General features: G+C 65.4%; 15 protein-coding genes. 11 read left to right on the forward strand and 4 right to left on the reverse strand.

All coding sequences use genetic code 11. The features are described 5' to 3' along the window. The first annotated feature begins 82 nt into the window (after positions 1-82). On the forward strand, positions 83-1,297 hold the full coding sequence (gene fdhA, locus CVV68_RS12150) for a formaldehyde dehydrogenase, glutathione-independent (RefSeq protein ID WP_110501274.1): 1,215 nt from the start codon (positions 83-85) through the stop codon (positions 1,295-1,297). Between the two features lie 66 nt (positions 1,298-1,363). On the opposite strand, the gene CVV68_RS12155 is transcribed toward fdhA, so the two are convergent. From CVV68_RS12155 to CVV68_RS12170, 4 genes are read right to left on the reverse strand one after another with little or no spacing between them, the layout of a single operon-like run. Next, positions 1,364-1,747 carry a flagellar assembly protein FliW gene (locus CVV68_RS12155; RefSeq protein WP_110501275.1) on the reverse strand — a complete coding sequence of 128 codons (384 nt, stop codon included), beginning with the start codon at positions 1,745-1,747 and terminating at the stop codon, positions 1,364-1,366. After that, positions 1,744-2,634, reverse strand: a complete 891-nt coding sequence (gene flgL, locus CVV68_RS12160; protein ID WP_245933504.1) for a flagellar hook-associated protein FlgL — start codon at positions 2,632-2,634, stop codon at positions 1,744-1,746. The genes CVV68_RS12155 and flgL overlap by 4 nt, the downstream gene beginning before the upstream one ends. A 5-nt stretch (positions 2,635-2,639) precedes the next feature. After that, the gene (flgK, locus tag CVV68_RS12165) at positions 2,640-4,067 is read right to left on the reverse strand and encodes a flagellar hook-associated protein FlgK (RefSeq protein ID WP_110501277.1); all 1,428 of its coding nucleotides are present in this window, start codon (positions 4,065-4,067) and stop codon (positions 2,640-2,642) included. A 17-nt stretch (positions 4,068-4,084) separates the two neighbouring features. Continuing rightward, complete coding sequence (locus tag CVV68_RS12170) at positions 4,085-4,567, reverse strand: flagellar protein FlgN (protein ID WP_110501278.1); 483 nt, start codon at positions 4,565-4,567, stop codon at positions 4,085-4,087. Between the two features lie 275 nt (positions 4,568-4,842). Between CVV68_RS12170 and CVV68_RS12175 the strand changes: the two genes are divergently transcribed. The 10 genes from CVV68_RS12175 (at position 4,843) to fliG (ending at position 12,751) form a co-directional block, all read left to right on the forward strand. Continuing rightward, the gene (locus CVV68_RS12175; protein ID WP_110501279.1) at positions 4,843-5,679 is read left to right on the forward strand and encodes a sigma-70 family RNA polymerase sigma factor; all 837 of its coding nucleotides are present in this window, start codon (positions 4,843-4,845) and stop codon (positions 5,677-5,679) included. Positions 5,680-5,812: 133 nt separating this feature from the next. Then, on the forward strand, positions 5,813-6,667 hold the full coding sequence (locus CVV68_RS12180; protein ID WP_281268286.1) for a flagellin N-terminal helical domain-containing protein: 855 nt from the start codon (positions 5,813-5,815) through the stop codon (positions 6,665-6,667). A gap of 105 nt (positions 6,668-6,772) precedes the next feature. Continuing rightward, positions 6,773-8,152, forward strand: a complete 1,380-nt coding sequence (fliD, locus tag CVV68_RS12185) for a flagellar filament capping protein FliD (RefSeq protein ID WP_110501280.1) — start codon at positions 6,773-6,775, stop codon at positions 8,150-8,152. Between the two features lie 2 nt (positions 8,153-8,154). Further along, positions 8,155-8,565 (forward strand): flagellar export chaperone FliS, encoded by a 411-nt coding sequence (locus tag CVV68_RS12190; protein ID WP_306415692.1) that lies wholly within the window; start codon positions 8,155-8,157, stop codon positions 8,563-8,565. Next, on the forward strand, positions 8,562-8,945 hold the full coding sequence (locus tag CVV68_RS12195; protein ID WP_110501282.1) for a hypothetical protein: 384 nt from the start codon (positions 8,562-8,564) through the stop codon (positions 8,943-8,945). The genes CVV68_RS12190 and CVV68_RS12195 overlap by 4 nt, the downstream gene beginning before the upstream one ends. Positions 8,946-9,093: 148 nt before the next feature. Further along, a complete protein-coding gene (gene flgB, locus CVV68_RS12200) occupies positions 9,094-9,435 on the forward strand; it encodes a flagellar basal body rod protein FlgB (protein WP_110501283.1) in 342 nt (113 codons plus the stop codon). Beyond that, on the forward strand, positions 9,435-9,821 hold the full coding sequence (locus CVV68_RS12205) for a flagellar basal body rod protein FlgC (RefSeq protein ID WP_110501284.1): 387 nt from the start codon (positions 9,435-9,437) through the stop codon (positions 9,819-9,821). The genes flgB and CVV68_RS12205 overlap by 1 nt, the downstream gene beginning before the upstream one ends. Further along, the gene (gene fliE, locus CVV68_RS12210; protein WP_110501285.1) at positions 9,793-10,134 is read left to right on the forward strand and encodes a flagellar hook-basal body complex protein FliE; all 342 of its coding nucleotides are present in this window, start codon (positions 9,793-9,795) and stop codon (positions 10,132-10,134) included. Before CVV68_RS12205 ends, fliE begins: the two co-directional genes overlap by 29 nt. Next, positions 10,134-11,732 (forward strand): flagellar basal-body MS-ring/collar protein FliF, encoded by a 1,599-nt coding sequence (fliF, locus tag CVV68_RS12215; RefSeq protein WP_110501286.1) that lies wholly within the window; start codon positions 10,134-10,136, stop codon positions 11,730-11,732. The genes fliE and fliF overlap by 1 nt, the downstream gene beginning before the upstream one ends. Further along, positions 11,729-12,751 carry a flagellar motor switch protein FliG gene (gene fliG, locus CVV68_RS12220; RefSeq protein WP_110501287.1) on the forward strand — a complete coding sequence of 341 codons (1,023 nt, stop codon included), beginning with the start codon at positions 11,729-11,731 and terminating at the stop codon, positions 12,749-12,751. The genes fliF and fliG overlap by 4 nt, the downstream gene beginning before the upstream one ends. Positions 12,752-12,771 lie beyond the last annotated feature (20 nt).

The following is a 12,771-nucleotide window of genomic DNA, read 5'->3' on the forward strand; positions in this document are numbered from 1 at the left end:
CTACTTGGCGCGCGCCGGGGCGTTCTTGTTGTATCGGGTTGTCCACACGCGGCTCCCCGAAGTGCGAGGAAGGAAGCTTTCCATGTCAGGAAACAAGGCCGTTGCCTACAAGTCACCGGGCAAAGTCGAGGTCATCGACATCGACTACCCGACGTTTGAACTGAAGGACGGGCCGGGCGTCAACCCGGCGAACGTGGGCCGCAAGGTCCCCCACGGCGTCATCCTCAAGACCGTCGCCACCAACATTTGCGGCTCGGACCAGCACATGGTCCGCGGCCGCACCACGGCGCCGTCGGACCTGGTGCTGGGGCACGAGATCACCGGCGAAGTGGTGGAGGTGGGACCGGACGTTGAATTCATCAAGGTCGGGGATATCTGCTCCGTGCCGTTCAACATCTCCTGCGGCCGCTGCCGCAACTGCAAGGAGCGCAAGACCGGGATCTGCCTCAACGTGAACCCGGACCGCCCCGGAAGCGCCTACGGCTACGTCGACATGGGCGGCTGGGTGGGCGGCCAGGCCGAATACGTCCTGGTGCCCTACGCCGACTGGAACCTGCTGAAGTTCCCGGACCGGGACCAGGCGCTGGAGAAGATCATGGACCTGACCATGCTCTCCGACATCTTCCCCACGGGCTACCACGGCGCCGTGTCGGCCGGGGTCGGAGTCGGTTCCACCGTCTACATCGCGGGGGCCGGGCCCGTGGGCCTCGCCGCGGCGACCAGCGCGCACCTGCTGGGTGCTGCCGTCGTCATTGTCGGTGACATGAACGCGGACCGGCTCACACAGGCCCGCACCTTTGGCTGCGAAACCATCGACCTGTCCAAGGGTGATCCCGGGGCGCAGATCGAACAGCTGCTGGGCGTTCCGGAGGTTGACTGTGCCGTGGACGCCGTCGGCTTTGAGGCGAAGGGCCACGGTTCCGATTCAGGGCACGAGGCGCCGGCCACGGTGCTGAACTCGCTCATGGACATCACCGCCGCCGGTGGTTCCCTGGGCATCCCCGGACTGTACGTGACAGGGGATCCGGGTGGCATCGACGCCGCCGCACAAAAGGGTTCACTGTCGCTGAGCCTGGGCACCGGTTGGGCGAAGTCGCTGGCATTCACCACGGGGCAGTGCCCGGTGATGAAGTACAACCGGGGCCTGATGATGGCGATCCTGCACGACAAGGTGCACATTGCCAAGAATGTCAACGCCAAGGCGATCTCCCTGACGGACGCCCCGCGCGGCTATGCGGAGTTCGACGCCGGTGCGGCCACCAAGTACGTGCTTAACCCGAACGGCTACCTGAACTGAGCAATCTGTGGCGCAGTTGTTGCTAAAAATGGCCCGGAATTCAGCAACTACTGCGTCACAGTTGTGTCAGGCGGCGGCGAGGGGTGCGCGCAGCGGCCACGCGGTGCCCTCGAGAATGACCTGTACGCATGCCCCGCTTTCGGCGTTGAGCAGGATGGGGGCGGCGAGGTTGACAGTGCTCTGCGTGCCGGGGTTCACCACCACCAGCACTGTGGGGGCGTCCGTTCCGATGCGTTCGACGTCGGACGGCGCGGGCCGCGGTGTGTAGTCGGGCAGGTGTGTGGCCGCGTCCAGGACAAACAGCCGTGCTGTGGCGTCGGCAGCGGTGAGGGAGAAGAGGCCGGCTGCGCCCTCAATGGCTGCAAGCGTGAACTCCACTCTCGGCTCAAGTCCCGGCGGCGGCGCCGTGAAGTGGAGCGCGGACGGGAGCGCTAGCGTCGAGGCGCTCATCGCAGGAAGTCCATGAGGGTTGGCTGGAGCACCTTGGCCGTGACGCTCAGGGCTGCCTGGTAGGCGAGCTCCTGGGCCTTGACGTCCAGGAAGGCCTTGGACAGGTCCAGGTCCTCAATGCCGGAGCGCTGGTTTTCCAGGTCGACGACGGCGTTTGCGTTGGCGTCCTGCGCGCGCAGCAATTGCGCGTGCCGGGCACCAACCTCGGAACGGCCGTTGATGACAGTGCTCAGGGCCTTGTCCATGTCGCCGATGTCGGCAGAGCTGACGCCATCGCCGTTCTTCAGCGCGCCCGCAATTCTTGTCAGGAGTCCAAACACCGAATCTCCTTTGTCGTCGGAACCGAAGATGGCGGGGCCGTTCGCGTCCACCCGGATGGTGGTGGTGGTGCTGATCCGGCGCTCCACCGTGCTGGTGTCCCCGTTGTAGACCGGTGGATTGCCGTCCGTGTAGGCCGCACCCGCACTGGAATTTCCGGCGAAGATGTTCCGCCCCTGGTACTGGGTGTTGGCCTTGGTCAGGAGCTCGGTTCGGATGGAGTCGAGCTGTGCGGCGATGGCCTTGCGCCCGTCCTCGTTGATGGCGCCGTTGGCCCCCTGCAGGGTCAGGTCCTTGGCGTTCTGCAGCAGCGTGGTGGCGCTGGCCAGTGCGTTGTCCGCCGTGGCCAGCCAGGCGGACCCGTCCGAAATGTTGCGTCCGTATTGGGCGGCGGCCGCCTGCTGGGCCCGGACCGCCATCGCGTCCGCCGCGGCGGACGGATTGTCGGAGACGTTGGAGAACGTCTTGAGGTCCGTGGCGGACTGCTGCAGCTGTGCCAGTTTGGCGGAGCTGGACTGCAGGTTCCGCTGTGCAGCGGCGGCCATGGTTTGCATCGTGACCCGTGTCATCATGGTCAGCGTCCCACCCTTCCGGTCTGGTTGATGAGGACATCAAGTGCCTCGTCCATGGCCGTCATGACCCGCGCCGCAGCCTGGTAGGCGTGCTGGTAGGCCAGCAGGTTCACGTTTTCCTCATCGATGTCCACGGAGGCGTTGGACTGCTGCGCCCCCACCGCGTTGCTCAGCGCGGAGCCGGCAGCGACATCCTGCTGCAACGCTGTCCGGGCCGCGGTTCCCGTGGCGATGACGGTCTTGGTCCACTGCGCATCGGGCGAATCGGGACGAACGCCGATTTGGGAAATCTTGTCAGCGATGGAACCGTACCCCTCCAGGTCGACGGCGGCACCGGCGGCCGTGGCGACGCCGGCGGCATCCTTCGGCACGACAGTAAGACCCAGCGCCGCCGGCCCCACGGTGAATGTGAAGAAGTCATGTCCGGTGGTGCCATCTGCAATTGAGCCAGCGCGATGGATGTCATTGACCTGCTTGGCCAGTGTTTCCGCCAAGTTGTTATATTCGGCGGCGGTCTCCGCGATCACGCCGCCCGTGCCTTTCCCATCCACGGGGGCCAGCACCGAGAGGGTGCTGGCCAGCTGCCCGCCGTCCAGGTCCACGGCCATGCCGTCGCGCCGGGTCCATTCCAATTGGACGGGGCCGGCGGTGGCGTCGGTCATGCTGGTCTGACCGCCAATCTTGACCGTGTTGACCTGGCTGCCGGAGACCAGGACGTTGCCGCCGAGCAGGATCTCGTTGCCGCCGTTGGGCAGGTCCCGCACGGTGCCGCCAACCAGTTGGGAGAGCCTGGCAGTGAGGGTGTTGCGCTGGTCGATCAGTTCGCTGCTGGGGACCCCCGACGCCGCCGACGTGCGGATCTTGTCGTTGAGGTCGGCAACCTGGGAGGCCGTCGAGTTAACGTCCGCGGCAAGCAAGTCCGCCTTGGACCGGGTCTGGGACCATTGCGTGTCAAGGCCCTTGTAACCGTCGGAAATGCTTTGGGCCAGTCCCGCGGCGCCCTGGAGCAGGGCGGTCGTGGCAGCGGGGTCGCCGGGGTTGTTGTGCACGCCCTGCCACGAGCCCCAAAAGGTTGTCAGCTGGCCGGAGACCGCGCCAGTTCCCGGCTCCTTCATGCGGGCCTGGATGTCGCTGAGGGCATCCGCACGGACATTGGTGTAGCCGGCGCTGGAAAAGGCCGTCCGCACCCGTGCGTCCAGGAACGCATCGCCCAACCGGGCAATGCCGGTGACGTTGACGCCCTGGCCAGGCTTGACGCCGGCACTGTAGAGGGAACCGTTGACCGGCGCCCCAACGGCGGCTTGCTCCACGCGTTGGCGAGTGTAGCCGGAAGTGTTGACGTTGGTCAGGTTTGCACCAACGACGTTGAGCCCCGTCCGGGCGGCGTTCAGCCCGGACAGTGCCGTGGTCAGGCCGCTAAATGTACTCAACTTGTGTCCTCAACATTTCAAACGCTCTTGTCCAGGAACCGCGAGCCCGCATCCTGGCGGGTGTGTCCCAAATGGTTGTAGGTGCCCGCGTCCGGAGCCATCCCGGCCACGGTTTCCTGGGCGGAGCGCAGCCCGGCGCGCAGAAACTGCAGATTGGTGTCGCGCAGGCTGCGGATCTGGTCCACCTGCGTGGTCAACGCCGCAAAATGCGCGGACAGGATCTCACCCCAGGGGCCGCCCGCCGCTCCTTCCGCCAGGTCCTGCAAGGTCGCATTGTCCGCCAGGCCCCATGCCAGGGCCACGGAGGATGCCACCGCCGTCCGTTCCAGCGATGCCGCGCGGAGGCGGTCCATGACGTGTTCCACTTCCCGGGTGGCATGATCGAGCCAACGGGTCTTGCCGGACTGGAGGATCAGATGCTCCTCGTCCAGCTTGAAGACCAGCAGGTCCAGCAATTCACGTTCACGCCACAGCAAGGTGGTTAATTCCTCAGGCCCCATGTAAAGGTCCTTTCAACGGGCCGAAGGGTGTCTACACCTACCTATCGGCGCACCCGGTCTCATCCGTAAGGGCTATTTGTACACGTTTTGGCTGGGAGTCCCCTGAACCCCGCCAAAAAATGTAGCCAAATCGATATATAAATACTATTGCCTGGTACTGCAACCCCTTGCCAAAAGGCTTACAGTGAAGTGTCACTTGTGATATCCGCACGTGGCACACCTGGGGGGGTGTCGGTTGCGACGTTCTGTCATAAGTTGCCGAGGGGGAATTACCGTTGAATCGCGAAGAACGCGACCATCTTGTTGTGCAAAATTTGCCACTGGTGGGGTATTTGGTTTCTGAAATTTGCATGCGCGCCAGTCACTTGTCCAGACCGGACTTGACGCAGGTGGGCGCCATTGCGCTCATCCAGTGCGCGGAGTCGTTCGACGCGAGCCTTGGCGTGCCCTTTGGGGCCTATGCCAGGCGCCGCATCAAGGGCGCCTTCGCCGATGAGCTGCGGCGCGAGGACTGGGCCACCCGGGGCGCGCGGTCCCGCATGAGCGAGCTTGCGCTCATGCAGGAGACGTTGTCCGGAGCCCTGCGCCGCCAGCCTTCCGCCGACGAACTCGCCGCAGCCCTGGGCGTGGACCGTGCCACCGTGGAGGCGTCACAGCTCGACGCCGCCCGCAGCGTCACGCCGTTGACGGACGTGATCGCGGACATGGTCGCGGCGACGTCGCAGACACCCGAGGAGGCCGTGCTGCAGGCTGAGCACGAGGGGTTCCTCGGCGCGGCCGTTGCGGCACTGCCCGAGAAGATGCGCTACATCGTGGAGCAGATCTACTACGGCGACCGCAACGTGAAGGATCTGGCCGAAGAACTTGGCTCGAGCCATTCCGCCGTGTCCCAGCAGCGCACCGAGGCGATGCGGCTGCTGCGCGACGGCATTGAACGCCACTACCTGGCGACGGCGGATGCCGCCTCCGTGCCGCACACCCGCATTGCGGCCTCCCGCCGGGAGGAATACCTGTCCGACCTCGGCGCACGCACCTTGGGCGGCGCCACGCGGGTGCGCAGCCACCATGTGTTCCGGGACGGACTGGCGAAGTCCCTGCCCGCGCTGGGATAAGGACCTCGCGGTGGAGACCGTGAAGTTGGGGAACCTTAACTCCTAACGGCGCGGAACGAGTTGCCGAGAGTTGCTGGCAGTTGCCCACGGATGGGCGGCACGTACAGTACCCACACTCACGGAGGATTTACTCATGGGCATGCAAGTCAACACCAACATTTCCGCCAACAACGCCTACCGCAACCTGAACAACACGCAGAACGCGCTGTCCAAGTCGATGGAGAAGCTCTCCAGCGGCCTGCGCATCAACCGTGCTGCCGACGACGCAGCCGGTCTTTCCATCTCGGAAGGCCTGAAGTCCCAGGTCAGCGGCTCCACCGTTGCGGCCCGCAACGCCCAGGACGGCATCTCGGTCATCCAGACCGCTGAAGGCGCCCTGACCGAAGTCCATACCATCCTGCAGCGCATGCGCGACCTTGCCGTGCAGGGCTCCAACGACTCGAACAATGACGATTCGCGCCTGTCCATCAAGAAGGAAGGCGACCAGCTCGGCCAGGAATTGGACCGCATCACGGAGAACACCAACTTCAATGGCATCAAGCTGCTGGGCACACCGGTGGCGCCGGCCACTGGCACTCTGAACTTCCAAGTCGGCACCGGCGGCACGGCAACCGACAACATTGCGGTTAAGCTGGCCGACGTTAAGACTGCAGTGGGCACCCTGTCGGATGCGGCTGCGGCGGCAGGGTTTGATGTGTCAACCCATGACCTGGCGCAGGCGAGCATTGCCACGATTGATACCGCGATCAAGAACATCTCCACGTCCCGTTCAGACCTGGGTGCCTCGCAGAACCGCCTCGAGTCGGCCAGCCGCTCCTTGGCAGTGTCCAAGGAAAACCTCTCCGCTGCCGCATCGCGCATCACGGATGTTGACATGGCCGAGGAAATGGTGAGCTTCACCCGTTCCAACATCCTGTCCCAGGCCGGCACGGCCATGCTGGCGCAGGCCAACCAGAGCAACCAGGGCGTCCTGAAGCTCCTGGGCTAAACCAGCAACACCGCCGGACCCTGAGGGTTCCGGCACCCTGTGGCGGCCGGCATTGCGCCGGCCGCCACCACAAATTCCTGACGCGCTGTGAAGAGGAGACCGCCCATGGGCATGGGAATCGACGGACTGGCTTCCGGGCTGAACACCACTGACATCATCAACGCCTTGATGAACGCCGCGGCCATCCCGCAGACACAGATGAAGACCAAGGTCTCCACCGACACCTACCTGCTCAACGCCCTGCAGGCCCTCAACACCAAATTCGCCGCCCTGACCACCCAGGCGGCAGCCCTTGCCAAGCCCGACGGCCTGGCCAAGTACCAGGTGGCATCCTCGTCGGCCGCCATCACCGCGACACTTTCGGCCAACGCAAAACCGATCAGCCTTGACCTTTCCGTCACGCAGTTGGCGCAGGCCCACTCCGTCGTGACGGCGCCACTGCAGCAATGGCCGAGCAGTCCGCCCGTACTTACTTTCGTCAAAAACGGCGTTCAAACAGAAATCACGCCGGAGTCGGACTCCCTTGATGACGTGGCTTATGCCATCAACAAATCAGCCGCCGGTGTTTCCGCCGTGAAGATTGCCGCTGGAACCGACGGATCCGGCAACGCCCAATACCGCCTGCAGATCACTTCCTCGGACACGGGATCCGCCGGCACGTTCTCCATCTACCAGGGCAGCGCGGCCGACGTCACGGCCGGCACGGCCCCGGCCCTTGCGGGCACCACCGTCCTGCGGGCCGGGCAGGATGCCCAGGTCAAGATGTGGGCCGATACGGCCGCGGAACAAATCATCACCTCCGGCACGAACACCTTCACCGCACTTGCCCCCGGTCTGGACATCACCGTCCATCAGCTTTCGGCCACCCCCGTCAGCCTGAATGTGACCCGCGATGCCAGCCAGGTCACTACTGCCGCCAAGGACCTGGTCTCCAATGTCAACATCATCCTTGGTTCCATTTTCACGCAGTCCGCCGTGTCCAGCGCCCCGGGAGCCACCGGCAGTGCCGCTGTCACAGCTGGGCTGTTCACGTCCAACAGCACCACCTCTTCGGCCAAGGACCGCCTGTTTACCGCCGTGGTATCTCCTGTCAACGGCCTCTCGCCAGCAACCATCGGCATCAACAGCACGAAAAACGGCGACTTCACCTTTGACGCGGACGCATTTGCCGCGGCGTACGCCAAGGATCCGGCCCTGGTGGAAAGCACCCTGCAAACCATCGCGGGGCGGGTGGCCGATGCCGCCAAGGCAGTGTCCGATCCCTACGATGGCACGCTATCCCAAAGCATCAAGGGCCAACAGACGGTCATCAACGACTTCAATGACCAGATTCTCAAATGGGATGACAGGCTGGCCCAGCGGCGCAGTGCCCTGACCACTGTCTATGCCAACCTGGAGGTCCAGCTGGGCAGGATGCAGTCCCAGCAAAACTGGCTCACCTCACAAATCAGTTCCTTCGACTCCGCAAGCAGCTCAAAGAAGTGACCGTGGCAACCAATAACCGGGCCCTGAACGCCTTCCAGCGCGAGGCCATCCTTTCCGCCTCCCCGGCACGCCTGCTGGTGATGCTCTACGACCGCCTCATGCTGGACCTGGCCCGCGCCGAGTCGGCCCAGGTGGCCGGGGAGTGGGAAGCAGCGGGGAAGCAATTGCTGCACGCCCAGGACATCATTGCCGAGCTGGCCGGTTCCCTGGAAGTCGGTGCGTGGGATGGGGGCGAGAATCTGCTGGGCATCTACAATTACGCCGGCACGGCCATGATGAACGCCAACATCTACCGCAACGTTGAACTGACCCGCGAATGCAGCGCACTGCTGGAGCCGCTGCGCCAGAGCTGGCACGCCGCCGCCGCCGCCCCTGCGCCGCTGGCAGCTGGCCCCGCCGGTGGCATCGGATGAGCATCTGGCCCACGCCCATGATGTCCGCTGACAAGACACTTAACGAGCTGCCCGTCGACGAAAGATCACTGCAACGGTGGCAGGAGTCGCTGGCCGCGCTGGAGCGTGACGCCGACGCGGCGCTCGGCCTCCCCGCAGCAATGGCAACATTGCACGAAAACACGCTGCACGAAAAAACGCGCGTCGACACCTGGGAGCCACCCGTCGAGCTGGGGCCGCTGCCGCAGATCTTCGTGGAGCGCGCAAGGGCGCTGGCCTCCCTGCAACAGCGCGCGGCAGCCAGGCTCGCGGCGGCCAGGGCCGACGTCGAACATGAACTGGCGGAACTCACCCGGCCGCGCAGGCAGGTACAGCCGGTGTACGTGGACGTCACCGGATAGCCTGCCCGCAGCGTTGCCAATAGGCACGCTAAAACGTGTTGCGCACAACGCCTTACGCACGCTTCTGCAGTGCCGATAAGTACGAGTGAGCACGGATTGCTCGCCCCAGGCCACGGACCGGCCCCATCCCTTGTCAAGGAAGAGCGCAGTGCTGGAATCTGTGGTCACCGCGGCGCTTACGAGCGCCCTCAATTCCCTGTCCGATCGCCAAAACGCGATCGCCGACAACATTGCCAACGTCAACACGCCCGGATACAGGGCCAAGCGCGTCATGTTTGAGGACGCCCTGGCCGCATCCGTGAAGGCCGGTGACGGCCATGTCGCGGCCACCACGGCGCTTTCCCTGGAACCAACGCAAACCAATGGGAACAACGTCAACCTTGACACCGAGACGCTCTCCAACGTCGAGACGACGCTCCGCTACCAATTCGCGGCACAGGCCGTCAACGGCGAGTTCACCTCCATGCGCACAGCCTTGAAGACCCAGTAATGGCCGACGCAATTGGGATCGCCTCAACAGGGCTGACATTGCACCGCAAATGGCTTGACGCGGTTTCCGACAACCTGGCCAACGCCAACACCGTCACGGCCACCAGCGGTGACGCGTTCCGGGCCCGCTACGTGCTGGCCGAGGCCGGCCAGGGGAACTCCGGGGTCTACGTTTCCGGCGCCGCGTTTGGCGACGCCCAGGGCCGGATGGTCTATGAGCCCGACCATCCCCTGGCTGACGCCAAGGGTTATGTGCGCTACCCGGATATTGACCTGGCCTCGCAGATGGGCCAGCTCATCATGGCCCAGCGCGGCTACCAGGCCAATGCGGCCGTCGTTGACCGCGCCAAGGTCATGTATGAAGCCGGACTGCAGATTGGAAAATAACCTTGTGAGCCCCACCCCCATCATCGGCGTGCAGGCAACGGCAGCCACCGGCTATGTGCAGGACGCCGGCCAGGTCCCGGCTTCCACCGACGGATCCGGCTTCGGCGCAGCCCTCACCGGCGCGCTCGACAACGCCCAGGCACTCTCCAGCGATTCAAAGGCGCTGGCCGTCCAGGCTGTCACCGGCAACCTGGACGATATCCACAACGCCACCATCGCATCCGCCCGCGCCCAGGTGACGCTGGAACTTGTGGCCGCCGTGCGCAACAAGGGTGTCGACGCGTTTAACGAGATCATGAGGATGCAGGCCTGATGCCCCCGCTCGTTTCGCAATTCATGGGGCGCGCCTCGGGGACGCTGAAAGGCTTCAGCGTTGCCCAGCGCACGCTGGCGGTCATCGGCATAGCGGTGCTGGTGCTGGGCGCCGTGGCCCTCGGGACCTGGCTGACCAAGCCCACGTATTCGCCATTGTTCTCCGGCGTTGCAGCCGCGGATGCCAGCGCCATCGTCGCCCAGCTCAAGACGGACAACGTCCCGTACCAGCTGACGAACGGCGGCTCCACGATTCTGGTGCCGGACGACAAGGTCTATGAGGAACGGCTCAAATCGGCCTCGGCCGGCCTCCCGGCCGCCACCACGGCAGGCTACTCGCTGCTGGACACGATGGGCGTGACGTCCTCGGAATTCCAGCAGAACGTGACGTACAAGCGGGCCATGGAGGGCGAGCTGGCCAAGACTGTCATGGCCATGAACGGCGTGCAAAACGCCTCCGTCAAGCTGGCCATCCCGGAAAGCACCGTCTTCACCTCCACCAAGGCCGACCCCACGGCGTCCGTGTTCGTGGAAACCGCCGGTTCCGCCCAGCTCTCCTCGGACCAGGTCGACGCCGTGGTGCACCTGGTGTCCTCATCGGTGGAAGGCCTGACACCGGCCAACGTCTCCGTGGTCGACGCCAAGGGCAACGTCCTTTCCGCCGCCGGAACGGCGCTGGGCGGCGGGGCCGACAAGCAGGCCACCGACTATGAAAAACGCACCTCCTCGGCCGTTCAGACCATGTTGGACCGCGTCCTGGGACCGGGCAATTCGACCGTCTCCCTGACCGCGGCCATGGACAAATCCTCCTCCGAAGTGGTCAAGGAGTCGTTCGTCTCCCCGAGCGGGGCTCCCGCGCTGAACGAATCCTCCAGCACCAACAAGTCCACCAACGGCGGCAACTCCGGCGCCGGCGTGCTGGGCCCGGACAACATCGCCGTGCCCACCGGCTCGGCGGCGGCCGGCGGCAACACCGAAGCAACCACCACCACGAAAAACAACGCCGTGGACAAGACCACGGCGAACACCAGCATCCCGGCGGGCACGCTGCAAAAGCAGTCCCTGGCCGTGGCCGTGGACACCAACGCAGCCAAGAAGGTCGACGCAGCCACGCTGACCGACATGGTGGTGGCCGCCGCGGGGATCGACCGCGCCCGCGGGGACGTGGTCACGCTGAAGGTCATGCCGTTCTCCACCGCGCAGGCCGATGCCGCCAAGTCCGCCCTTGACGCCGCCAAGGCCGAGGAAAACACTGCCGCCACGGCGAAAACCCTGCGCACCCTCCTGTTCGTCGCCGCCGCGGTCCTGCTCGCCCTGTTGGCCCTGGTGCTGTACGCCCGGAAGAACCGCCGCCAGGTCCGCCAGCTGGTGGACCTGGGCGAGCGCAAGGACGCGCTGGGGCAACTTGGCCCGCTCACGGTAACCGCCTCGCCCGAAACCAGCGCCCTGCCGGCCATCCCCGAACCCGTGGTGCTGCCCGTGACGGAAAAGAGCGAATCCTCCACCAAACGGGCTTCCCTTGACGCGCTGGCGGCCAAGGACCCGGAGGGCACCGCGGTGCTGCTGCGCTCGTTCATGGACGAGAAGGCCAGCGTATGAGCGCGGAAACCGAGCTGAACGGCGTGCAAAAGGCCGCCGCGCTGCTCATGCAACTGTCCCAGGCGTCCGCCGCCGCCGTCATGGGCCACCTCAGCGAGCCCGAGGCCGAAGCCGTCGCCGCCGAAATCGTCAAGATGCGGCGCGTCCAGGCGGACGTCGCCGACTCCGTCGTCGACGAATTCCACGAGCTCGTTGTCAGCGGCCGGCACGCCGCCCTGGGCGGCCGCGACTACGCCGCGGGGTTGTTGGAGGCGTCCTTCGGCGCCGAACGCGCTGCCGGCGTCATGAACAGGCTCTCGACCAAAATAGCCGGCAAGCCCTTCGAATTCCTCGACGACGCGGACCCGGGGCAGCTGGCCGCCCTGCTGGAAGGCGAGATGCCGGCCACGATCGCCCTGGTGCTGGCCCATATGCGCCCCGACCGCGCATCGGCCGCACTGGCCGGTCTGCCCGGAGACGTCCGCACTGACGTGGCACAGGCCATCGCAACCATGGGACCGGCGACCCCCGAGTTCGTCGGAATCCTGGCCCAGGCGCTCAAGCAGCGCGCACTGACCGTGGTGGGCCCGCGCGACAAGATGGCCGTGATCGGCGGCATCCAGCCGCTGGTGGACATCCTGAACCGGTCCGACGCCGTCACCGAGCGGGCGCTGCTGGATGAGCTCACGCAGCGCGACCCCGTCCTGGCCGAGGAAGTGCGCTCGCGCATGCTGACCTTCATGGACCTGGTCAAGCTCGACAGCCAGGACATCCAGAAGGCCCTGCGCGGCAAGGAGGCCGGCACGCTGGCCCTGGCCATGAAGGGTGCCCCGGCCCCCGTCCAGGACGCGATCCGCAGCAACATCTCCGAGCGCAACCGCGTGCTTCTTGACGCCGAAATTGAGGCGCTGGGCCCGGTCCGGGCCTCTGACGTGGAGCAGGCGCGGGCAGACATCGGCCGGATCATCCGGGAACTCGAGGAGGCCGGCGAAATTGCCGTCCACCGTGGGGATGCCGACGAAGACGACTATGTCTACTAGCCGCGCAGTGCCGACCAACC

The sequence above is a fragment of the Arthrobacter livingstonensis genome (assembly GCF_003219815.1).
GTDB lineage: Bacteria > Actinomycetota > Actinomycetes > Actinomycetales > Micrococcaceae > Specibacter > Specibacter livingstonensis.